Genomic DNA, 21824 nt, shown 5'->3' with positions numbered 1-21824 from the left:
ACCTGAGGTGCGAGGCAGCCTCAGGCGAAGGGCAGCGCGCGATCGAGTCCGGTGGTCGCGACGAAGAGGTCTCCGTGACCGTCGGCCGTGACGGCGGGTTCGTTGGCGCCGACGAAGACGCTCTGCCCACGCGTCAGGGTCGTTGAGTTCCCCACCGACGTCAGGGTGATCGTCCCCGAGGTGCACAGCACGATGGCCGCCCCGCGCCGGTCGATGCGCTTCAGGCGCGGGCACCGCAGGGCCTGGAGAGCGAAGTCCTCGGTCGCACCGGTGAGGACGCCGTCGCGGTCGGGCTCGAGCAGCTGCGGGGGCGCGGCCGTGAACGTCGCGATCCGGGTGAGCTCGGGGATGTCGACGTGCTTGCTCGTCAGGCCCCCGCGCAGGACGTTGTCGCTCGAGGCCATGATCTCGATGCCCGTCCCGCCGAGGTAGGCGTGGAGGATCCCCGATTCCATCGCGAGCGCCTCGCCCGGCTGGAGGTGGACGCGGCAGAGCATGAGCGCGACGAGGACACCGGGATCGTCCGGATAGTCGGTGACGAGCTCGACGAAGGTCTGCATCGGGTCGACGGCCGTGCCGAGCTGGGAGGCGTGCCCGCGCGGCGGGGTCGCGAAGTCCTGGCTCGCGATCTCCGCGACGAGTCCCGGCGCGCGGTCGTCGCCGAGGATGAGCTCGACCGTCCGCGCGAACGCCTTGGCATCGCTGAGCGCCTTGAGCGACGCGAGGATCTCGCCGAGGAGGTCGAGCGAGGACGCCGACAGCGACAGGGAGAGGAACCGCTCGAAAGTCGCCCGCACGGCCTTGCGCGGGCGGAAGCCGGAGAGGGCGTGGAACTCGGTGAGGGCGTAGATGAGCTCGGGCTTCGCCGAGGCGTCCTTGTAGTTGCGGTCGGGAGCGTCGAGATCCGGCCCCGTCTCCTCCTCCCGGGTGAAGCCGGCAGCGGCCTGCTCCGGGGTGGGGTGGACCTGGATCGACAGCGCCTTCTCCGCGGAGAGGACCTTGAGGAGGAAGGGCAGACGCGGCCCGAAGACCTCGAGCGAGTCGCGTCCGAGAAGTCCCTCGGGATCACCGGCGATGTATTCGATGAGGTTGGGCCCGAGGTCGAGTCGCCCGGAGGTGCGGACATCGACGGACGAGGACGAGCCGACGTGTCCGTAGCCGACCGCCCCGTGGGTGCCCTGGGCGGCGGAGAGTTCGAGTCGTGAGGGGCTGAGCGGGTGCGCTCCCAGCCAGAGTTCGGCGCACGGCGTGCCGTCCGGGACGGTGCCGAGGATCGCGGGAATCGCGTCCGGGGTGCCCCAGTCGAAGTTCTTCACGGTGTTGTGCAGCCGACGCACTGGCATCACCTCTCCTGCGAATCGTCCGTGCGCTCTCGCGCATCCATCCCTCAACCGTAGCGTGTGCGCCTGCCGGAATTCCGCGATGACGCCGTGACTTCACTTTCTGTTCAGGCCCGGTCACACAGTGTTCACCGCACACACGCCAGCGGCCCCGAGACGCGGGTGCGTCTCGGGGCCGCTGCCGATGTGGTCACTCCCCAGTGATCACTGCGCGATGATCAGCCGATGACCCGGATGACCTTGGCGCCGCGGCTGAGCATCCACTCGTAGCTGCGCTTCGTCGTGTTCGTCCGCGTCGAACCCGCGTCGTACATCTGGCCCTTGGTCTCGGAGATGATTCCGATGTGACCGGGGATCCAGATGAGGTCGCCGGGCTTGGCGTCCTTGATCGAGATCTCCTTGCCGGCATTGCGCTGCTGGCTAGTCGTGCGCGGCAGATCGATGCCCGCCTTGCCGTAGACGTACTGGGTGTAGCCCGAGCAGTCCCAGCCGTTCGGCGTGGTCCCGCCCCAGACGTACTTGGTCCCGACGTACTTCTTCGCCTGTTCGATGACCTTGTCCCGCTGCGCCTGGATCTGCTCCTCCTTCGAGGGCTTGTCCTCCTTGGGCGGCTCAGTGGGCTTCGGCTCCTCCTTCGGAGGCTCGGTCGGCTTGGGCTCTTCCTTCGGCGGATCCGAAGGGGTGGGCTCCTGCGTCGGCTCATCGGTCGAACCGCCGTTGTCGGAGCCGTTGTCTGATCCGTTCGCGTTTCCGTCGGCTGCAGCACCTTCCCCGGAGTCTGCACCCGAACCGCCATCGGCGGCGCTGTCCCCCGGCGGGGGCGAGTCGCCCGGCGCGTTCTCATCGACTGCGGTGCCCGAGATCGAGCCCCTGGCGGAGAACTCCGTCGTGCCGTAGCCCTCGGCCCACACGAGCTTCGCTCCCTCGAAGAGCTGCTCGGCACGGCCGTCCTTGATCACCGGGTTGGACTTCGGGTAGCCGAGGTGGCCGCGCTCGTAGCCCTTGTCCTTCCAGTACTTGAGCAGGGTTCCGGTGGTGTAGGCCGCCCCGGTCTGGGGCGACCAGTGGAACGAGCCCTTCGAGAACGTCTGGTAGACGCCCCCGCCCTTGAGGCCGCCCTTCTCCGTGCTCACGGGCAGCCCCAGCTGGGTGATGGCCTCACCCTTGTACGCCGAGGCGATCGCCCCGGTGACGTGGTACGCGCCGGTCTTCTGCGACCAGTAGACGACGCCCTTCTCGTAGTTGCGGGCCTTGGCGCCGTCGACGCCCTTGACGTCGTACTCGCTGCCGGTGGCCTTGCCGAGGTTGTTGTCCGCGGCGTACTTCTCGATCGCGGTCTGCGGTGCCGGCTTCGGGGTCTCGTTCTTGCCGTCATCGCTGCTGTCCGAGGGCAGATCGCCGGACTTGAGGATGTTGTTGACGGTGTCGCGGACCTCGCCGAGCTTCGCGTAGAACGCATCGCCCGGGCAGTCGGTGCTGCCGAGGTCGCGGTGGCCGACGAGCGTCGACTTGCTCGCCGTCAGTCCGTACATCGAGAACTTCCACGCGATCGCCGAGGCGACGGCGTCGCGGGTGACCTTCGGCGGAGCCGAGCTGTTGTACGTGCCGAGCACCGAGATGCCGAAGGTGCCGGTGTTGTGACCGGAGGTGTGAGCGCCGACCACGGCCTTCGAGATGTCACCGTCACGGGCCTGCCACAGGCGACCGTACTTGTCGGCGACGACGTTGTATCCGATGTCGGACCATCCGCGTCCCTTCTGGTGGAAGGTCTGGATGCCGCGGATGATGCCGGGAACGTCCTCAGCCGAGTAGCTGTTCGATCCCGAGGTGTGGTGGACGACGGCCTGCTTGATGCTGCTCGCGTAGCTGGGGCTGCCCTTGTACGACTTCGCTCCCCACGACTTCCGCGAGGCGATGTCGGGCTTGGGCACCTTGGCCGACTTCGCGACGGTGTTGACCTGCGCGTCACCGGGCACGTAGTTCTGCGTCGTCACCGTGGCCGCACCGGTCGCCGACACCGTCGTGGCATCGGTCGCGCCGGTGTCGGTGGTGCCGGATTCGTCGACGGCGGGTGCGGTCGAGCCGGACTCGTCGGTCGAGGCGGCCGGATCGATCTGGACGGGCGCGTTGTCCGCGACCGCCTGCGCGTCGGCTTCGGAGAACTTGGGGTCGACGAGGACGAGTTCGGCATCCGTGGGCGCCTTGTCGCCGAGGATGCGCAGCTGCACGCCGCTGGCCTCGTTGACGGTGAACGGCTCGGAGCCCTCGTTCTTCGCCTCCTCCTGCTTGTCCTCGTCGAGATCCTGCCAGGATCCCCACCCGGAGTCGCTCTTGACGCGCACCTGGATGCGGATCGTGCTCGGCGCATCGGCGAAGGTGACTCCGACGAGGCTCGGGTTCTTCGTGGGCACGTCGAGGACGTCGGAGATGAGCGCGATGTTGACGCCGTCCTCGGTCTTCTGACGCACCGTGCCGGAGATGTCCTCGTCGTCCTGCGCGTCGTCGGCGGGGGTCGAGCCCTCGGTGGGCTCCTGGGCGGCCTCTCCGCCGTCACCGGCATCGCCGGACTCGGCGGGGGCGGTGCCCTCGGCCGGTGCGGGAGTCTGCGATCCCTCCGGGGAGGTCAGGCCCGCCGAGGTGGGGGCGACGGTCGCAGCGACCGGCTGAGCGCTCACGTTGACGGTCTCAGGCACCTGCGCGGCGGCCAGCGCCGACTGGGACTTGAAGATGTCGGGAAGGTTGGTCGCGCTCTGGTTGGAGACGCTCGCCTCGGCGCTGCTCGAATCGCGCGCGCCGGGGACGTCGAGTCCGTCTTCGCTCACATTGAGCGCTTCTTGGGTCACTTCCGGTTCGACGGTGGCAGCAAAGGCGTCCGTCGCCGTGACCGCTAAGGTGCCGACGAGTGCGACAGAGGCGCAGCCCGCGACTGTGGGCAGTATGTATTTCATCGTTACAGCCTTTTCGAGGAAGTCAGGGAAGTTCAGGCCCGGGAGTCCACTTCACCGTCGGCATACGGTGGGCGACCCCAACATCTCAAAATTGTTACACATTTCCGGCGTGTCAGAGTGGAAAAATAACGAATGAAGATAATTACACCGGTGTGGTTCCCAGTGTTGGCAGGCGACACACCGTGCGAAAGTTTTTTCGCCGGGACGTTCTCAGGTCGTCATCGACCGGGTCGCCGGAGCGTCACGGGACGTAGCAGATCGCCCGTGCGTCGGCCTCTTCGCCCTCGTCAGGAGTGGTGTCACCGGCCCCGGAGGCCGTCACCGAGGCACCGGTGCCGATGCCCGCGGACACGCCCGCCCCGACGCCTGCCGGCATCGCGAGCGCCTCGGTCTGCTTCTCAGCGTCCCTGGAGGCGGCATCGATCTTCTCGGCAACCAGGCGACGGGCTTCGGCGAAGTCCGGTTGTGATGGTGTCACGCGCGGCGGAGTGAGGTCAAGCGACTCGATCTTCTGGCTCTTGACCTTGAGCGCGAGATCGACGAACGAGTCGACCTGTGAGGACGGGATGTCCGTCGACAGGGCTCCGGGGGTCGCCTTCGCGATGTCCTGGTAGCGGGTGAGCACCGTGGCCGGGTCGAGCTGCTTGACCATCGCCTCCTGGACGCACCGCTGCCGGATCATCCGCTCGTAGTCGCTCGAGAACTCACGGGAACGGGCGTACCAGAGGGCGTTGAAGCCGTCGAGCTTCTGCTCCCCGGGCTCGATCCACCCCTTGACCGGCCCGTGCTTGCCCGTCGTCGGGTCGACCTTCGAGGAGATCGGGACGCGTTTGCCCGAGACGATGGTGATCCCGCCGAGGGAGTCGATGAGGTTCTCGAAGCCCTTGAGGTTGATCATCGCGTAGTACTGGACCTCAAGGCCGGTGACGGCGGACACGGCGTCCATCGTCGCCTGCTCGCCGGCCCGCTCCGGGTCCTCGAACCGGTCCTTGTACTTCTCACCCTGCTGGAACACGGCGTTGAGCAGGCATTCGCTGCCGCAGTTGAAGCCCTGCGGGTAGACCGAGGCCAGGGGTGAGCCCTCGGCGAAGGGAACGTTCTGCATGTTGCGCGGCAGGCCGATGATGACGGTCTTGCCGGTCTCCGCATCGATCGAGACAAGAGACAGCGAGTCGGGTCGGATGCCGGTCCTGCCCTTGCCGGCGTCCGAGCCGAGGAGCAGGATGTTGTAGCGCCCGTCGACGGGCTTCGCGACCTTCCCGGAGGCGAAGAGGTCGCTGACGAGTCCGCGCTGGCTGTTGAGCATGTTCGTGCCCCACGCCAGCGGCCCGACGACGATGAGGACGAGGGCGCAGAAGGCGGCGAGGAAGCGCGGACGGGCCTTCTTCGACAGCGTCACCAGCCGGATGCGGCGAATCGTGTCGACGAGGCAGACGAACCAGTTGAGCCCGACGATGGGCACCCAGAGCGTGAGGAATGTGAGGATGATCGGGTTCGTCCCGATCGTGAACGCGAACGTGCGGTTGATGAGGATCGCGATGACGGCGACGATGAAGAGCAGCCAGCTGAGCGCGGTGATCGACAGCGAGATCCGCGCCCAGCGCCGGCTGCGGAAGAGCAGCTGGACACCGCCGGGCAGGAGGATGGTGACGAGAAGCAGCAACCACGCACGGACGTCCCTCGTCGGCTGCGAGGCGTACGACGGGAAGTGAATGGGGTCGATGTATCTCGTTTCGGCCACTGCCTCACCTTCGTCTCACGCGCTTCTCGCAGCAGCCGTTCGCGGCCGCGCCAGTGACCACTCTGCCAAAGCTTCGTCAGAGTCCACTGTGTTCATCCATTGTGTCGCGTGGATGCCGTGGATTCCCGCACCTGGGATCTGCGCATGTCGCGGCGGCCGAGTGATACTCCTCACACGCTGGTGACAGCCCCCAGCGGGCACGCCGACGCCCGCCGCCGACACGTCGGGCCGACAGCGGGCGCACCGGGTCTCAGCCGAGCAGCTGGCGACCCATGACGAGGCGCTGGATCTGGTTCGTGCCCTCGTAGATCTGGGTGATCTTCGCGTCGCGCATCATCCGCTCGACGGGGTGGTCGACGACGTAGCCGGCCCCGCCGAGGAGCTGGACGGCGTCGGTCGTGATCTCCATCGCGGCATCGGAGGCGAACGCCTTCGCGGCGGCCCCGAAGTACGTGAGGTCGGCGTCGCCGCGCTCGCTCTTCGCCGCCGCGGTGTAGGTGAGCTGGCGTGCGGCCTCGAGCTTCATGCCCATGTCGGCGAGCATGAACTGGATGGCCTGGAAGTCGGCGATGCGCTTGCCGAACTGCTGGCGCTCCTTGACGTAGCCCAGCGCGTAGTCGAGGGCGCCCTGGGCGATGCCGATGGCCTGGGCGGCGATCGTCACGCGCGTGTGGTCGAGGGTGCGCAGCGCGATCTTCAGGCCCTCCCCCGGGGCGCCGACGATGCGGTCGCCGGGCAGTCGGACGTTGTCGAAGAGCAGCTCCCGGGTCGGGGAGCCTTTGATGCCGAGCTTGCGCTCCTTCTCACCGAACGTGAAGCCCTCGTCGGACTTCTCGACGACGAACGCGGAGATGTTGCGTCCGCGGGCTCCGTCGGGATCGGTCACGGCCATCACCGTGTAGTACTCGGAGACGCCGGCGTTGGTGATCCACGTCTTCACGCCGTTGAGGATCCAGTCGTCGCCGTCACGGGTCGCCCGCGTCTTCATCGAGGCGGTGTCGGAGCCGGCCTCGCGTTCGGAGAGCCCGTAGGAGAACCCGGCCTCGCCGCGGGCGACGGGGGTGAGGTACTTCTCCTTGATCGCATCGTCGCCGCCGAGCTGGACGGGCATGCTGCCGAGCTTGTTGACCGCGGGGATGAGCGAGGACGAGGCGCAGGCGCGCGCGACCTCTTCGATGATGATCGCGACCGCGAGCGCGTCGGCCCCGACTCCCCCGTACTGCTCGGGGATGTGCGCGGCGAAGAAGTCGGTCTCGACGAGCGCGTCGTGGGCTTCCTGCGGGTACCGGGACTCGGCGTCGACCTCGGCCGCGAAGGGGGCGATCCGCTTCTCGACGACGTCGCGCACCGCCGCGCGGATCTCTTCGTGCTCTTCACTGGGCTGGTAGAGGTCGAACATCGTGCTCCTTTGACTGATCGATCGTTCAGTCAATAATTATTGCCCGAGTGCCGCCCCTTTGTCGAGGGCGACCTGGCGGAGGGCGGCCCGGTAGTCGTCGAGTCGGCCGCGGAGAGCGACCGCCTCGGCGTCGGTGCCGGCTGCGAGGATCCGTGCGGCAAGCAGTCCTGCGTTCTTCGCTCCCCCGATCGAGACCGTCGCGACGGGCACGCCGCCGGGCATCTGGACGATCGAGAGGAGGGAGTCCATTCCGTCGAGGTGTTTCAGCGGCACGGGCACCCCGATGACCGGCAGGGACGTCATCGAGGCGATCATCCCCGGCAGGTGCGCCGCTCCCCCAGCCCCGGCGATGATGACGCGCAGTCCGCGCTCGGCAGCGGTCCGCGCCCACTCGACCATGTCCTCGGGCATGCGGTGGGCCGAGACCACCTCGGCGGTCGAGGCGATGCCGAGTTCGGTGAGCGCCTCGGCGGCGGCCCGCATCGTCGGCCAGTCCGAGTCGGAGCCCATGACGATCCCGACGGGGACGCTCGCCGAGGCGGCCGCCTCGTCGGTCTGCTGCGTGGAGGTGGTCATGTCAGTCCCTTTCCTCGGGTGAGGTCTGGCGGGGCGCGGTGTCCTCCGCGCCCTCCGGGGTGAGGTCGGCCGGGGTCGGCAGGCTCGGGTGCGGGTCGACGTCGACGCCGGCGATGAAGTCCGCGGCGTGCCGGGCCCGGGCGAGGACGAGCGCGCGATCGGCGCCGTACGCGTTGACGTGGCCGACCTTCCGCCCGGGGCTGACGTCCTTGCCGTAGAGGTGGACCTTGACATCGGGGTCGTGGGCCATGACGTGGAGGTAGGGGTGGTAGAGGTCCTCGTGGTCGGCGCCGAGGATGTTGACCATGACCGAGACCTCGTCGCGGGCCGCAGGGCTGCCGAGCGGCAGGTCGAGGACGGCGCGCAGGTGCTGTTCGAACTGGCTCGTCACCGAGCCGTCCTGCGTCCAGTGCCCGGTGTTGTGGGGGCGCATCGCGAATTCGTTGATGAGGAAGCCGTCCGGGGTCTCGAACATCTCCATCGCCATCACCCCGGTGACGTCGAGGGCACCGGCGACGGTGAGGACCGCCTCGGTGATCGCGGTCGCCTTCTGCCCGGGCAGCCCGGGGGCCGGGGCGATCGCCTCCTTGCACACGCCGTCCTGCTGCCACGTCTCGACGACCGGCCACACGGCGGTCTGGCCCATCGGGGACCGGCCGACCATGACGGCGAGCTCCCGGGTGAAGTCGACCTTCTCCTCGGCGAGGAGGACGGGGACCTCGGCGAGCCAATCGGTGACCTCGGCGAGGTCGGAGATGACGCGCACGCCCTTGCCGTCATAGCCCCCGCGCGGGGTCTTGAGGACGAAGGGCAGGCCCACCTCGGCGGCGAAGGCCTCGGCATCGGCGAGGCTGCCGATCTCCGCCCACCGGGGGTTGGGCAGGCCGAGGTCGTCCATCTTCCGGCGCATGAGGATCTTGTCCTGGGCGAAGATGAGCGCCCGCGGTCCCGGGCGGACGGTGTACCCGGCGGCGACGAGGGCCTCGAGGTGCTCCGGCGGGACGTGCTCGTGGTCGAAGGTGATGACGTCGACGGTCTCGGCGAAGGACTTGAGCGTCGCGAAGTCGGTGTAGTCGCCGACCGTGACGTCGTGGATGACCTGCGCGGCGGGGGCGTCAGCGGACTCGGAGAGGACGGCGAATCTCACGCCGAGGGCTTCGGCGGCGGGGGCGAGCATGCGGGCGAGCTGACCGCCGCCGATGACGCCGATGGTAGGAAAAGTCACGCCTGCCATCCTATCGCGGGGCCGCTCCGAACGGTGCGTGAGGGCAGTCCTCCGGCTCCGGTCGGCTCCCCTGTCCGCAGAGAACGTCTCTGTCTGCAGGGAGCTCTGTTGTCCGCAGGGAACACCGATCCGGCTGTCGTAGGATGACCTCGGGTCGGCGACCACGAGTCAGGGACCCCGATCCACGAGACCGCGATCCACGAGATGAGGAGGGGCATGGGACGCACCCGGTCCGAGCTCTCCCGTCTGGCGAAGTTCACCGCCGTCGGGACGATCGCGTTCCTCGTCGACCTCGGCGTCTTCAACCTCATCCTCTTCACCACCGACATCGGCCCGCTCATCCCCAAGGTCGTGTCCGTGGCGGCGGCGACGACGGTGAGCTGGCTCGGCTCCCGGCACTGGACGTTCCGCGACGGCCGCACGAGCCGGCCCTGGCGCGAGGCGATCGGCTTCTTCCTCGTCAATCTCGCCGGGCTCGGCATCGCCGGCCTCTGCCTCATCGTCAGCCATTACGTCATGGGCTGGACCTCGCCGCTGGCCGACAACATCTCCGCCAACGTCGTCGGCGTGCTGCTCGGCAACATCTTCCGCTACATCATGTACAGCCGTGTGCTCTACCGCGTCCCCGGCACCGCCTCGCTGAGGCGGGCCATCGTCCCGACCGACGACAACGACGCGATCGACGACGACGACGCGACCGACGTCAACGCCGCGACCAACGACGGCGAGAGCGCCGGCGCCACCGTCCGCCGGGTCCCGCGGACAGGCGTCAGACGACGAGGAGCGGAATCTCGAGTTCGCGTGCCGTAGTCGCCCCGTGATGGCCGATGAGCGCGAGCGCCGAGGCTGACTCCGTCTCCGAATCGACGACGGCGAAGCCGTCGGTGCAGATGACGACGACGTCCCCGATGCGCCCGATGACCCGGGGATCGACGGGACCGAAGTAGTCGCGGCGCACCGCTTCGGCCTGCGGCAGCACGAGGGCCCGGTCCCCCAGCGTCTCCGTCCACGCCGCCGCGACATCGCCGGCGGCACCGGGCTGCGCGTAGAGGTGAAGGGCCCGCGGCTCCCCGCCGAGGTGGCGCAGACCGGCCTTGAGCTCGGGAGCGTCGACGAGGTCGAGGCGCGTGTCGTGGTCGATGTCGACCATCCCGTGGTCGGCGGTGACGATCATCGCGGCATCGTGCGGCAGGTCCTGGGCGAGCCGGGACAGGGCGAGGTCGATGCGTTCGAGCTCCTCGGTCCACTGCGCCGAGTTCGAGCCGTGGACGTGCCCGGTCTTGTCGAGGCCGCCCCAGTAGAGGTAGACGAGCCGGGTGCCCGGAGCCCGCACCTCGGCGAGGGCCTGCGCACACCGCTCCTCGAGCGTCTTCGACGCCCGGAACCGGCCCCCGCGCAGGGAAGCGCGGTTGAGCCCGCGTCCGGCGAACTTCGCCTCACCGAGGCTGACGACGTCGACGTCGGCGGTCTCGAGGCGTTCGAAGAGCGTGGCATCGGGCACCCAGGTCACGGGATCGACGTCGAGATCCCAGGTCAGCTGGTTGAACACCGCGTCCTTCGCGGGATCGAGCAGCCGGTAGCCGACGACGCCGTGGGCCCCTGGCAGCCGCCCGGTGGCGAACGAGGACAGGGAGTTCGCCGTCGTCGACGGGAATCCCGTCGACACGGTCCGCCGCTGGCCGGCCAGGGACCGGAAGAAGGGGGTGTAGCCGCTGTCGCGGGACAGCAGCTGCTCACCGAGGCCGTCGATGAGGACGACGATCGCGGTGCGCACCTCGCGGTCGAACCCGAGGCGCTGCGCGCGCAGGGCCGCGGTGTCATCGAGCACGCCGCCGGCACCGAGGCTGAGCGCCGCGGCCGGGACGACATCGGAGAGGAGGGGATTGCCGTAGTCGGGAGGAGCGAGCAGGCTCGCGGTGGGGGCCTGGTCCGAGGGGAGGTCGGCCATCAGCGCCGCGACCGGAGGCGGGCGTGGAAGACGGCGGCGCGCAGGCGGTCGGCGAAGTCGGCGATGCGGTCGACGGCGGCCTGGCCTTCGGCTTCGGCGGAGACGCGGAGGAGGACATCCTCGGCGAAGATCGATCCCCCGTACCCGTGGTCGCCCATGCAGTCCGGGTCACCGCAGGTCTCGGGGAACGCCTCGATGCGCCGGGCAGCGCCCCACGACAGCGTCAGCGAGACCTCGACCGGGGCATCGCCCGGCGCATACGAGGCGGGGTCGGCGAAGGTGCGCCCGACCATGACGGTGCCGAGGCGCTCGAGTTCGATGTCCTCGCTGCTCGTCACCGCCCGCGCCTTGCCGCCGGGGGCGACGGCGGGATCATCGTCGACGTGGGCGAGGAGGAGTCGGGTCTCGGTGAGGACGAACGCCGTGACGTGCCGGTGGATCGATTCGATGTCGACGTGGGTGTCGATGTGGACGAAGTGGCTGAGCACCGGTTCGTCGTAGAGGGAGTCGGCGAGGATCCCCTCGGTGAGCTGCGGGTAGTAGCCGGCCGATTGGAGATCGCGGACGAGGACGTCGGGTAGAGACATGCCCTCCATTGTGCCGTACTCGCACACCCGATCCCAGCCGCGAACGCACCGGTCGGGCACCTATGCTTGGGGTATGGAAGACTATCCTGCCGCGTGGGAGGCCGACGTCGTTCTGCGCGACGGCGGCACCGCGCACCTGCGTCCGATCGTTCCCGACGACGCCGAGGCGCTGTCTCGGATGCACGAGGCGCAGTCGCCGGAGTCGATCTACCTCCGCTTCTTCGCGCCACTGCCCAAGCTGCCCAAACGCGATCTCGACCGCTTCGTCAACGTCGACCACCACGACCGGGTGGCGCTCGTCATGACGATCGGCGACGACATCATCGGGGTCGGCCGCTTCGACAAGATCTCCCCGGGCACCGCGGAGGTCGCGTTCAACATCGCCGACGCCCACCAGGGCCGCGGGATCGGCTCGATCCTCCTCGAGCACCTCGCCGCGGCCGCGCGCGAATCGGGCCTGCGCAAATTCACCGCCGAGGTGCTCCCCCAGAACCGCTCGATGCTCCAGGTCTTCCAGGCCGCCGGCTACGAGGTCAGCCGCGGCTTCGACGACGGGGTCGTGGCCGTGAGCTTCGACATCGACCCCACCGCGCGCTCGCTCGAGGTCCAGGCCACCCGCGAGCACCGCGCGGAGGCCAAGAGCGTGCGCACCGTCCTCCATCCCGCCTCGGTGGTCGTCATCGGCGCCAGCCGCAAGCGCAACTCCACGGGCAACCTCCTCATCCGCAACATCGTCTCCGCCGACTTCAAGGGCGAGCTGTGGGTCGTCCACCCCGAGGCCGACCAGGTCGCCGGGGTCCCGGCGTACCCGAGCCTCGGCGAGCTGCCGGGCACCGCTGACCTCGCCGTCATCGCCGTGCCCGCGGAATCCGTCACCGAGGTGGTCCAGGAGTGCGCCGCCCACGGCGCCAAGGGCGTGCTCGTCATCTCCTCGGGCTTCGCCGAGACCGGCCGCGCCGGTGCCGAACTCCAGCGCCAGGTCGTCGCGACCTCGCGGGCGTACGGCATGCGGCTCATCGGGCCGAACTCCTTCGGCATCGTCAACGAGGCCGAGGACGTCTCCCTCAACGCCTCACTCGCCCCGTTCCTCCCCGAACCGGGCACCCTCGGCCTCTTCAGCCAGTCCGGGGCCCTCGGCACGGCTCTGCTCGCGGCGGCGAAGACACGGGGCCTGGGCATCTCGACGTTCGTCTCCGCCGGCAACCGCGCCGACATGTCCGGCAACGACGTCCTCCAGTACTGGGAGGAGGATCCGGCGACGAAGACCGTCGGCCTCTACCTCGAATCGATCGGCAACCCGCGCAAGTTCTCCCGCATCGCCCGGCGCGTCTCCCGCGTCAAACCCGTCATCGTCGTCAAGTCCGATGTCACCGGCCGCGAGCTGCCGCCCGGCCACGTCGTGCGCACGTCCTCGCTCGCCCCGCACACCCTCGACCAGGTGCTCGGCCAGGCCGGGGTGATCAGGGCCGACACCGTCCACCAGCTCTTCGATCTCGCACAGGTGTTCTCGACCCAGCCGCTGCCGGCGGGGCGGCGGGTCGGCGTCATCGGGAACTCCGCGGCCCTGTCGACCCTCATCGTCCAGCGGGCCCGGGCCGAGGGGCTGAGCGTCGAGTCCGCGACCGTCTCCCTCCACCCCGAGGTCGATGCCGAGACCTTCGGCGAGAAGCTCGCCGCGATGTACGACCGGGACGACATCGATTCCGTCATCGTCAACTTCACGCCCTCGGCCGGAGCCGAGGAGAGCGAGATCGCCGCGGTGCTCGCCGAGACCGCCGCCCGGTCGTCGAAGACGACGGTGGCCTGCTTCCTCGGCATCCTCGGCGTCCAGGACGAGCTCACGAGCTTCCTCACCGACTCCGACGGCAAGCGCGTGACCCACACCGTGCCGAGCTATGTCGGCCCCGAGGACGCCGTGTGGGCGCTCGCGCGGGCGACGGACTACGCCCGGTGGCGCTCGGCCGATCACGGCAACTTCCTCGAGATCGAGGACCTCGACGACAAGGGCGTGCGCGACATCGTCGACGCCGCGCTCACCGATGCGCGGCCCGGCTGCCCCGTCGTCCTCGAGCGCGACCAGGCCAGGGCGCTGCTCGACTGCTACGGGATCGAGACGATGCCCTACATCACGGCCGCCTCGGTGGACGAGGGGCTCGCGGCGGCCGAGACGCTCGGCTACCCGGTCGCGCTCAAGGCGGTGACGAAGGCCCTGCGCCACCGCATGGAACTCGGCGGGGTGCGGCTCAACATCGACACCCCCGACGAACTCGTCGAGGACTTCACCGCCCTCCAGACCCTCATCGAATCGCTCGGCACCGACGAGGAGCCCCTCGTCGACGTCCAGGCGATGGCCCCGCCCGGGGTGCCGTGCGTGATCCGCGCCGGCGAGGACCGCCTGCTCGGGCCGATGCTCTCGTTCTCGCTGGCCGGGGACACGACCGAGCTCCTCGGCGATGTCGAGCACCGCGTCTCCCCGCTCACCGACAAGGACGCGGGAGAGATGATCCGCGCGATCAAATCCTCGCCGAGGCTGTTCGGCTACCGGGGTCTGCCCCCGGTCAACATCGATCCGCTCATCGACGTCCTCGAGCGCCTCTCCGTCCTCGTCGAGCGCCATCCGCAGATCCTCGACGTCGAGATGCACCCGATCGTCGCGACGGAGACCGACAGCTACATCCTCAGCGTGCGGATTTCGCTGCTGGCGGACGCGACGCGGATCGATACGACAAGGCGCCTGCTCAGCTGACCTTGCCGAGACGGACCTTTAACGGGACAGAACGCGTCGGACCTGCGAATTCGACCCGATAAGTGGGAACCGACTGGCAGTTTGGCGCGTCTTATACCAATTCCGGCACCGAACCTGTAGTGTCTGATTCCGTTCCTCCATGAATAGTTATCGTTTTGTGCCATTCAACGAGAAGGTGAAAACGTGACATGGCAGTGAGCAGTGTTCGTCCTTCACCGTCAGCAGGCACCCTTGATCGGGAACAGCCGCATGAGAGCGAGGCTGAGAGTATTGATTTCGCGTAAAGATGTCGTCACGGATTCCGCGATCGCCGTCGTCGCCGAACAGGGAGTCCGCGGACTCACCCATCGGGCCGTCGACGCGATGGCGGAGCTGCCGGTCGGTTCGACGTCCAACGTCTACCGCACCCGCGACGCCCTCATCACCGGGATCATGGAGAGGATCGGCGAACTCAACGCCCGTCGCCTCGAGCGACTCCTCGACACTGCAGGAAACGACGAGACCACCCAGCTCGATGCCGCGGTCAGCCTGTGCATGGAGCTGCTGACCACCGACCGCAGCCGCTTTTACACCTCGGTGATGCTCGGCCTCGATCCCGCGCTGCCGACCGAGGCCGTCGCCGCGAAGCAGGCGAACATGGACCAGGTCGACGCCTTCGTCGCCCAGCTCAGCGGCGTCGAGCCCGAGCTCGCGAAGCGGATCTCGAGTTCGGTGCTCGGCATGATGATTACCGAGCTGATCTCGGGCACCGCGAGCCGGGAGCGCGTCGAGAAGTTCATCAGCGAACTCGACAAGTGGCTGCGCGCCGAATTCGCCTCCGCCTGAGCTGAGGTCCGCCCCTCTGCCCTCGCCGCACCCGGGTCCGCCCGTCCGGCCGGCCTGTCATGGGCGGAATCCGACACGAACCGGCGGAGATGAGCCGGTGAACCCCGCGCGAACGCTAGAATCGACGGGTGCCGTCAGCGCTCGGCGGCGCAGCAGTGGTCCACGTGTCGAAGGAGTTCCATGACCGAAGGCAGAGTCATCGATGTCGACGTCTCGGCGGAGATGGAGAGTTCGTACCTCGAGTACGCCTACTCGGTCATCTACTCACGCGCACTGCCCGACGCCCGCGACGGACTCAAACCCGTGCAGCGGCGCATCGTCTACCAGATGGGCGACATGGGGCTGCGCCCCGACCGCGGCCATGTGAAGTCCTCGCGCATCGTCGGCGATGTCATGGGCAAGCTCCATCCCCACGGTGACACCGCGATCTACGACGCCCTCGTTCGGCTCAGCCAGGACTTCATCATGCGCGTCCCGCTCGTCGACGGTCACGGCAACTTCGGCACCCTCGACGACGGTCCCGCGGCCCCCCGCTACACCGAGGCGAGGCTGACGACGGCGTCGATGCAGATGATCGCCGGCCTCGACGAAGAGGTCGTCGACTTCGTCCCCAACTACGACAACACGCTCACCCAGCCCGAAGTCCTGCCGAGCGCGTTCCCCAACCTCCTCATCAACGGCGCCTCGGGCATCGCGGTGGGCATGGCGACGAACATGGCTCCGCACAATCCCGGCGAGGTCATCGCCGCGTGCTGCCACCTCATTCGCAACCCCGAGGCCGATCTCGCCGAGCTCATGCGCTTCATCCCGGGTCCCGATCTGCCCACGGGCGGGCGGATCATCGGACTCGACGGCGTCCGGGAGGCGTACGAGACGGGGCGCGGGACGTTCCGCACCCGTGCGACGGTCTCGATCGAGAACATCAACGCCCGGCGCAAGGGCATCGTCGTCACCGAGCTGCCCTATCTCGTCGGCCCGGAGAAGGTCGTCGCGAAGGTCAAGGACGCGGTCGGAGCGAAGAAGCTCACGGGAATCGCCTCGATCGACGACTACTCGGACCGGAAGAACGGTCTGCGGCTGGTCATCGGGATCAAGAACGGGTTCAACCCCGAGGCGGTGCTCGCCGAGCTCTACCGGCAGACGCCGCTCGAGGAGTCCTTCGGCATCAACAACGTGTGCCTCGTCGAGGGCCAGCCGCGCACCCTCGGGCTGCGCGACCTCCTCACCGTCTACCTCTCCCACCGCATCGACGTCGTGCGTCGGCGCACGGTGTTCCAGCTGCGCAAGGCCAAGGACCGCCTCCACCTCGTCGAGGGTCTGCTCATCGCGATCCTCGACATCGACGAGGTCATCCAGCTCATCCGCTCATCCGATGACGCCGCGACCGCGCGGACCCGGCTGATGGACGTCTTCGATCTCTCGGAGCTCCAGGCCACGTACATCCTCGACCTGCAGCTGCGGCGCCTGACGAAGTTCTCGCGCCTCGAGCTCGAGGCCGAACGCGATGAGCTCAAGAACCGCATCGAGTACCTCGAGGGTCTGCTCGCCGATGAGGCGAAGCTGCGTGAGCTCGTCGCCACCGAACTCGATGCCACCGCTGAGATCATCGGCACCCCGCGCCGGACCGTGCTCATCGAGGGGGCGATGAAGGAGCTCACGGCCAAGGGCAAGAAGGCGCCGGAGAACCTCAAGATCGCCGACGCCCCGACCCGGGTCCTCCTCTCGACCTCGGGTCGCATCGCGCGGACCTCCGATGCCGCGGTGCTCGCCCGGTCGGGCAAGCGGGCCAGCCACGATGCGCTCGTCTCGGAGATCGTGACGACGACGCAGGGCCGGATCGGTGCGGTAACCTCGACCGGTCGGCTCCACATGGTCGATGTCGTCGACCTTCCGGCGCTGCCGCCAGGGGCGGCGCGACCCAATGTCGCCGGCGGGGTGAAGATCGCCGAGTACATGGCGCTGGAGAAGGCCGAGAAGGTCATCGGGCTCATCGACCTCGACCGCGAGTTCCTCCTCGGCACCGCCGAGGGCGTCGTCAAGCGGGTGTCGGTGGCCGGACGGCCGAACAAGTCCGATTGGGATGCGATCGCCCTCAAGGGCAAGGACGCCGTCATCGGCATCGCCCAGCCGCGCGACATCGATGCGTCGCGGGCCGTGTTCGTCACCTCGAACGCCCAGCTGCTCGCCTTCGACGCCTCGGGGCTGCGGGCGCAGGGCTGGAACGCCTCCGGCGTCGCCGGCATCAAACTCGCCGCCGAGGCGACGGCGATCTTCTTCGGCGCCGTCCCCGCCGAGCCCGATGAGGAGATGGCGCTGTCGGTCGTGACGATCGCCAGCGGCGAGAACTTCTACGGTGCCCCGTCGTCGTCGATCAAGGTCAGCGAGTTCGTCGAGTTCCCGACGAAGGGTCGGGCGACCGCCGGTGTGCGGGCCCACAAGTTCCTCAAGGGCGAGACCGAACTCTCGCTTGCGTGGGTCGGCGACTCGCCGCAGGCGGCGGCCTCCGCCGGCGGTGCGCGGACGCTGCCGACCGAGATGTCGAGGCGCGACGGCTCGGGCTCCCCGCTCGAGTCGAAGATCGATGTCATCGGCACGCTCCCCCGCCTCGGCGGTCCGGATGATGTCGCTTCCGCAGGTGGCGGGGATGCCGGCGTCGGTGATGCCGGTGCAGGTTCCGCTGACACCGCGGCGGATTCCGGAGCGGCACAGGCACCGGGCACGGGAGGCCTGGCGACGAGCTTCGACGGCTTCGACCTCGACCTCGACGACGCGCGGGAGGAGATCGCCCGCGCCCGCATCGACACCGACAACGGCGTCATCGTCTCCCACGACGAAGACGACGCTGACGACGATTCAGGCGACGACGGCGACTCCGCGCTCTTCTGAGTTCCAGGGCGCTCTGAGCGCTGATCACTACCCGCAGCGTCACGCACACCGCGCAGCTTCGCGAGAGGCACCCGGAGCTTCACGCACACCGTGCAGCTTCGCGAGAGGCACCCGCAGCTCGACACACTCCACGTGCACGGGTTGTTCATGGAGCTGCGCGTGCGGGGCGCGTGCGCCAATGGCGACGGCGCACGGCGGTAGTGAAAGCGCAACCACCGCGCGTGACGTGGACACCCGACCACCGCGCGTGACGTGGACACCCGAGCCCGGCGTGTGACGTGGACACCCGAGCGGGGCGCGTGACGTGGACACCTGAGCGCGGCGCGCTCTCAACTGCGGGCTCAAGCCTCGGAACTCAGGACCCGGAACTCAGCTCTCGTCGTCGAGGTCGAGCTTCATCCGTGCCGCGGTGCCGCGCAGCATCTGGCAGATGCCCGTCTCCCCGAGACCCTGCAAGGTGAGCGATCCGCGGGGTTCGAAGACGTAGGCGTCGGAGGTCGACAGCACGCGCGCGGTCTCCTCGTCGGTGAAGATCGTTCCGGGTTCGGCGACGGCCGTCAGCCGGGCGGCGAGGTTGACGCTCGATCCGAAGATGTCGCCGAGGCGGGAGAGCACCCTCCCCCACACGAACCCGACCCGCGCCTGGGGCAGATCGGCGGCCGCGGTCACGCGCTCCATGAGGGTCATCGCGATCTCGGCGCCGGCCATCGGGGTCTCGGCGGCGAAGAACACCTCGTCGCCGACGGTCTTGATGATCCGCCCGCCGCCGGTGGCGACGATGTTGTAGCAGATGCCCTGGAACTCCTGGACCATGTTCGCCAGCTGCCTCGGCTCGAGCTTCTGCGACAGCCGCGTGTACGAGACGAGGTCGATGAACCCGACCGCCCGCGCCAGCGGCATCGACGAGTCGTACCAGCCCTGCCGGTTGTCCATCGCGAGACCGTCGGACACGTTGACGTTGAGGCGGCCCATCACCTCGGCGAGGTTGCGCCGCCACGAGTAGACGAGCATCTTCTGCATCGGATCGATGAGATCCTCGATGACCTCGAGCGCCTCCCGCCGGGCCTCGGGCTCGCTCATGCCCTTCTCCTCGGTGAGGTACTCGACGAGCGTCTCCATCTGCCACACGACGAGGCGGTCCGTCGTCTGCCCGATCGCGCGCGCCAGCGACAGCGCCGTCTCCTGATCGATGAGCCCGTCGGCCACCGGCTTCGCCCACATCCGCAGCGCATGCGCATCGCTGACCGTGTACGCCTTGTCATGCTCATCGGTCTGCGACATCCCGAGCGCCCGCCACATCTTCCGCGCCGAGACCGTCGAGATGCCGCCGAGCTTCGCCGCTTCACGACGATCGAGCACGCGCTTCCCGTCGAGGAGGATCTCCTCGAGGCGTTCGGCGGCGCTGCGGGTCTCGTAGATCGGATCGTCGTCGGTGTCCTCGTCGACGATGCTCAGCGCCGAGGTGCGCGGATCCTCGTGCAGGCCACCGAAGAAGTCGGACGACTTCGGCTTCCCGGTCGGATGTGCGGTCGTGTTCGACTCGGAGGCGTCGTCGTCTTCGCCAGACTCCGCTGACCGGATGACCGGCATCACCGAGGTGGCCGGCAGTTCGGCATCGGCCGTGGCCTGGGGTGAGCGCCCGTGATCGTGGTCCTCTGCCGCGGCCCGGTGCGCGGGCTCGTCAGCGTCGGCGGCTTGTGCCGAAGCGTCCTGTGCCGTGACATGGAGTGAGGATACGTCGTCATCGTCGCCCGTAGCCGTGGCCCCGTGCGCGGGCTCGTCAGCGTCGCCATCGGTGTTCGGTGCCGTGGCACGTGGTGCGGAGTTGTCAGCGTCGGCAGCTGATGCCGGCGCGACCGGGGCCGGCGTCGAATCACCGATCGAGGTCGCCGGTGCGGAGTCAGCGGTCGTGGCCGCGGGGGTGACCGGTTCGGGGGCGGGTGTGACCGGTTCCGGCGCGACCTCAGGTTTCGGGGGCGCCGATGCGGCCGGGGTCGGGGATTCCGACGTCGGAGAGGCTTCGGTCGCCGATGACTGTGCGGCACTAGCTTCGACCGCTGCAGTGTCGGTTCCGGTCTGCCGGCTCGGATCGGTCGACACAGGAGTAGCTGCAGACGAGGCCGTCCCGGCAGCTGACGGCGCGTCAGCCGACAGTGTCTGTGTGCGATCCTCGCTCACGGTGTCGAGAGACGCGTCGCGTTCCGCAGACGGTGCGGCACTCGGTTCGCCCGCTGCAGGGTCGGTTCCGGTCGGCCGGCTCGGATCGGTCGACGCAGGAGGCGCGGTGCCGCGGCTGTCAGCAGCGCCCGTGTCCTGGCGACGAGACGGGTCAGCGGCGTGCGAGTCACCCTTGGGTCGGGTGCCGGATGCCTGCGCAGAACCATCCTCGGGTCGAGTGCCGGTGGCCTCAGGTCGGGTGCCGGTGGGTGGCACAGACCCGTCCGCGCGGCCGTCCCCGCGCACGTGCGCGCCGCTGCTCGCCCGCACCACGGGGCGCGACTCCGGGTCGCGTTCGACGATGCCGCCCGTCCGGTCCCGACGAGCCGAGCCGTCACCGGTCATCGCTGCGTCGTCCCACTGTCGGGCGGGGTCGCACTCGCCGCACTGTCCGAGGCACTCGCGGCCCCTGCGTCCGAACCGGCCCCGCCATCCGAACCATTCCCGCTCGCCGAACCGGCCCCCTCGGCCGGTGCGGCCGGGCGCAGATGGTGGACGTCGCCGGCGCTCACGGAGACCGCATCGTCGATGACGAGGTCACCCGTCGCGTCGAGGCCGGTGGCCTCGCCGACGAGGAAGCTGCCGTCGGGTCGTTCGACCTTGACCCGCGTGCCCAGCGTCACCATTCCCGCGCGCACTCTCGCGGCGAACGGACTGCGACCGAAGTCCTCTCCATACTCTGCCAACTCCCTCAGGCCGGGAACAAGTGTGCCGAGAATCGACAGTAGCAACCGTTCATGATCGATCTCTGAACCCGCGACGCCGAGCTCGATCGCCAGTGAGCTCGCGTCCTCCCGCGGCAGGTCCGCAGGCTCGAGGCGCGTGTTCGTCCCCATCCCGAGGACGATGCGCGGACCCTCCGGCGTCGTCTCGATGCGGGCGAGGATCCCGCACAGCTTCCTACCCTCGGCGGTGAGCACATCGTTGGGCCACTTGAGCACGGCGGGCACCCCCGCCTCGGCGATCGCCGCGCGCACCGCCTCTCCGGTGATGAGCGGAATCCAGCCCCACGTGCGCACGGGCGTCGTCGGGGCCAGGAGGATCGAGAACGTCAGCGAGCGGCGCGGCGGCACGGTCCACGTGCGCCCGAGTCGGCCGTGGCCCGCACTCTGGAAATCGGTGCCGAGGATCGTCAGCTCCGCCAGCTCCGCAGCGGGGGCGTCCCCGGCGAGGCCACGGACGACACCTGAGGAGGCGGTCGCCTCGGCGGGATGGTGGACCAGGGCCGCGAGCGCATCGTTCGTCGACGGGCACGACTCGTCCCAGATGACGAGCGGAAGGTCGATTCCGATGGCCTCCGCACGGGCGCGGAGCGATTCGACATCGACGAGGAAGGGCGCGTGTTGGCTGGTCACCAGACCACTCTAGATTCTTTTGGTGGGAGTG

The 21824-nt window shown here is 68.9% G+C and carries 14 protein-coding genes; 4 read left to right on the top strand and 10 right to left on the bottom strand.

The window, feature by feature from the left end:
• Positions 1-20 precede the first annotated feature (20 nt).
• The 6 genes from manA to ACFQ91_RS04390 all read right to left on the bottom strand — a co-directional run bounded on the left by manA (position 21) and on the right by ACFQ91_RS04390 (position 9181).
• Positions 21-1343: a mannose-6-phosphate isomerase, class I gene (gene manA / locus ACFQ91_RS04415; protein WP_232623548.1), complete on the bottom strand. Its 1323-nt coding sequence runs from the start codon at positions 1341-1343 to the stop codon at positions 21-23.
• A gap of 215 nt (positions 1344-1558) precedes the next feature.
• Complete coding sequence (locus ACFQ91_RS04410) at positions 1559-4162, bottom strand: NlpC/P60 family protein (RefSeq protein WP_249120890.1); 2604 nt, start codon at positions 4160-4162, stop codon at positions 1559-1561.
• A gap of 367 nt (positions 4163-4529) precedes the next feature.
• A complete protein-coding gene (locus tag ACFQ91_RS04405; RefSeq protein ID WP_198498376.1) occupies positions 4530-6029 on the bottom strand; it encodes an LCP family protein in 1500 nt (499 codons plus the stop codon).
• A gap of 250 nt (positions 6030-6279) precedes the next feature.
• Positions 6280-7428, bottom strand: coding sequence for an acyl-CoA dehydrogenase family protein (locus ACFQ91_RS04400; RefSeq protein WP_198498375.1), 1149 nt, complete (start codon positions 7426-7428; stop codon positions 6280-6282).
• Between the two features lie 36 nt (positions 7429-7464).
• Positions 7465-8004 carry a 5-(carboxyamino)imidazole ribonucleotide mutase gene (purE, locus tag ACFQ91_RS04395; protein ID WP_198498374.1) on the bottom strand — a complete coding sequence of 180 codons (540 nt, stop codon included), beginning with the start codon at positions 8002-8004 and terminating at the stop codon, positions 7465-7467.
• Between the two features lies 1 nt (position 8005).
• Entirely contained in the window at positions 8006-9181 is a 1176-nt protein-coding gene (locus ACFQ91_RS04390; protein WP_232623900.1) for a 5-(carboxyamino)imidazole ribonucleotide synthase, read from the bottom strand.
• 264 nt (positions 9182-9445) lie between these two features.
• Here ACFQ91_RS04390 and ACFQ91_RS04385 point away from each other — a divergent pair, with 264 nt between their 5' ends.
• Entirely contained in the window at positions 9446-10039 is a 594-nt protein-coding gene (locus ACFQ91_RS04385) for a GtrA family protein (protein WP_198498372.1), read from the top strand.
• Here the strand turns inward: ACFQ91_RS04385 and ACFQ91_RS04380 are convergent.
• Complete coding sequence (locus ACFQ91_RS04380; RefSeq protein WP_198498371.1) at positions 9999-11177, bottom strand: alkaline phosphatase family protein; 1179 nt, start codon at positions 11175-11177, stop codon at positions 9999-10001. The genes ACFQ91_RS04385 and ACFQ91_RS04380 overlap by 41 nt on opposite strands.
• A complete protein-coding gene (locus ACFQ91_RS04375) occupies positions 11177-11764 on the bottom strand; it encodes a DUF5998 family protein (protein ID WP_137824148.1) in 588 nt (195 codons plus the stop codon). The genes ACFQ91_RS04380 and ACFQ91_RS04375 overlap by 1 nt, the downstream gene beginning before the upstream one ends.
• Before the next feature lie 73 nt (positions 11765-11837).
• Between ACFQ91_RS04375 and ACFQ91_RS04370 the strand changes: the two genes are divergently transcribed.
• The 3 genes from ACFQ91_RS04370 (at position 11838) to ACFQ91_RS04360 (ending at position 18221) form a co-directional block, all read left to right on the top strand.
• A complete protein-coding gene (locus ACFQ91_RS04370) occupies positions 11838-14510 on the top strand; it encodes a bifunctional GNAT family N-acetyltransferase/acetate--CoA ligase family protein (protein ID WP_198498370.1) in 2673 nt (890 codons plus the stop codon).
• A 270-nt stretch (positions 14511-14780) separates the two neighbouring features.
• A complete protein-coding gene (locus ACFQ91_RS04365; protein ID WP_198498369.1) occupies positions 14781-15335 on the top strand; it encodes a TetR/AcrR family transcriptional regulator in 555 nt (184 codons plus the stop codon).
• Positions 15336-15515: 180 nt separating this feature from the next.
• A complete protein-coding gene (locus ACFQ91_RS04360) occupies positions 15516-18221 on the top strand; it encodes a DNA topoisomerase (ATP-hydrolyzing) subunit A (protein ID WP_198498368.1) in 2706 nt (901 codons plus the stop codon).
• A gap of 369 nt (positions 18222-18590) precedes the next feature.
• On the opposite strand, the gene ACFQ91_RS04355 is transcribed toward ACFQ91_RS04360, so the two are convergent.
• Together ACFQ91_RS04355 and ACFQ91_RS04350 are read right to left on the bottom strand one after the other, a co-directional pair.
• On the bottom strand, positions 18591-20321 hold the full coding sequence (locus ACFQ91_RS04355; protein ID WP_269780018.1) for an adenylate/guanylate cyclase domain-containing protein: 1731 nt from the start codon (positions 20319-20321) through the stop codon (positions 18591-18593).
• Positions 20322-20779: 458 nt separating this feature from the next.
• Positions 20780-21793, bottom strand: coding sequence for a biotin--[acetyl-CoA-carboxylase] ligase (locus ACFQ91_RS04350; RefSeq protein ID WP_198498367.1), 1014 nt, complete (start codon positions 21791-21793; stop codon positions 20780-20782).
• Between the last annotated feature and the right edge of the window lie 31 nt (positions 21794-21824).

It is taken from the genome of Brevibacterium sp. NPDC056726, from assembly GCF_042790515.1.
GTDB lineage: Bacteria > Actinomycetota > Actinomycetes > Actinomycetales > Brevibacteriaceae > Brevibacterium > Brevibacterium sanguinis.
Note: the sequence above shows the minus strand (reverse complement) of the source record. Positions and strands in the feature narration are given on the sequence as shown.

Bases quoted from the DNA above. Each gene is read 5' to 3' on its own strand.
- manA (WP_232623548.1), bottom strand. From the start codon at position 1,343: ATGCCAGTGCGTCGGCTGCACAACACCGTGAAGAACTTCGACTGGGGC.
- ACFQ91_RS04400 (WP_198498375.1), bottom strand. From the start codon at position 7,428: ATGTTCGACCTCTACCAGCCCAGTGAAGAGCACGAAGAGATCCGCGCG.
- purE (WP_198498374.1), bottom strand. From the start codon at position 8,004: ATGACCACCTCCACGCAGCAGACCGACGAGGCGGCCGCCTCGGCGAGC.
- ACFQ91_RS04390 (WP_232623900.1), bottom strand. From the start codon at position 9,181: ATGCTCGCCCCCGCCGCCGAAGCCCTCGGCGTGAGATTCGCCGTCCTC.
- ACFQ91_RS04385 (WP_198498372.1), top strand. From the start codon at position 9,446: ATGGGACGCACCCGGTCCGAGCTCTCCCGTCTGGCGAAGTTCACCGCC.
- ACFQ91_RS04380 (WP_198498371.1), bottom strand. From the start codon at position 11,177: ATGGCCGACCTCCCCTCGGACCAGGCCCCCACCGCGAGCCTGCTCGCT.
- ACFQ91_RS04375 (WP_137824148.1), bottom strand. From the start codon at position 11,764: ATGTCTCTACCCGACGTCCTCGTCCGCGATCTCCAATCGGCCGGCTAC.
- ACFQ91_RS04370 (WP_198498370.1), top strand. From the start codon at position 11,838: ATGGAAGACTATCCTGCCGCGTGGGAGGCCGACGTCGTTCTGCGCGAC.
- ACFQ91_RS04360 (WP_198498368.1), top strand. From the start codon at position 15,516: ATGACCGAAGGCAGAGTCATCGATGTCGACGTCTCGGCGGAGATGGAG.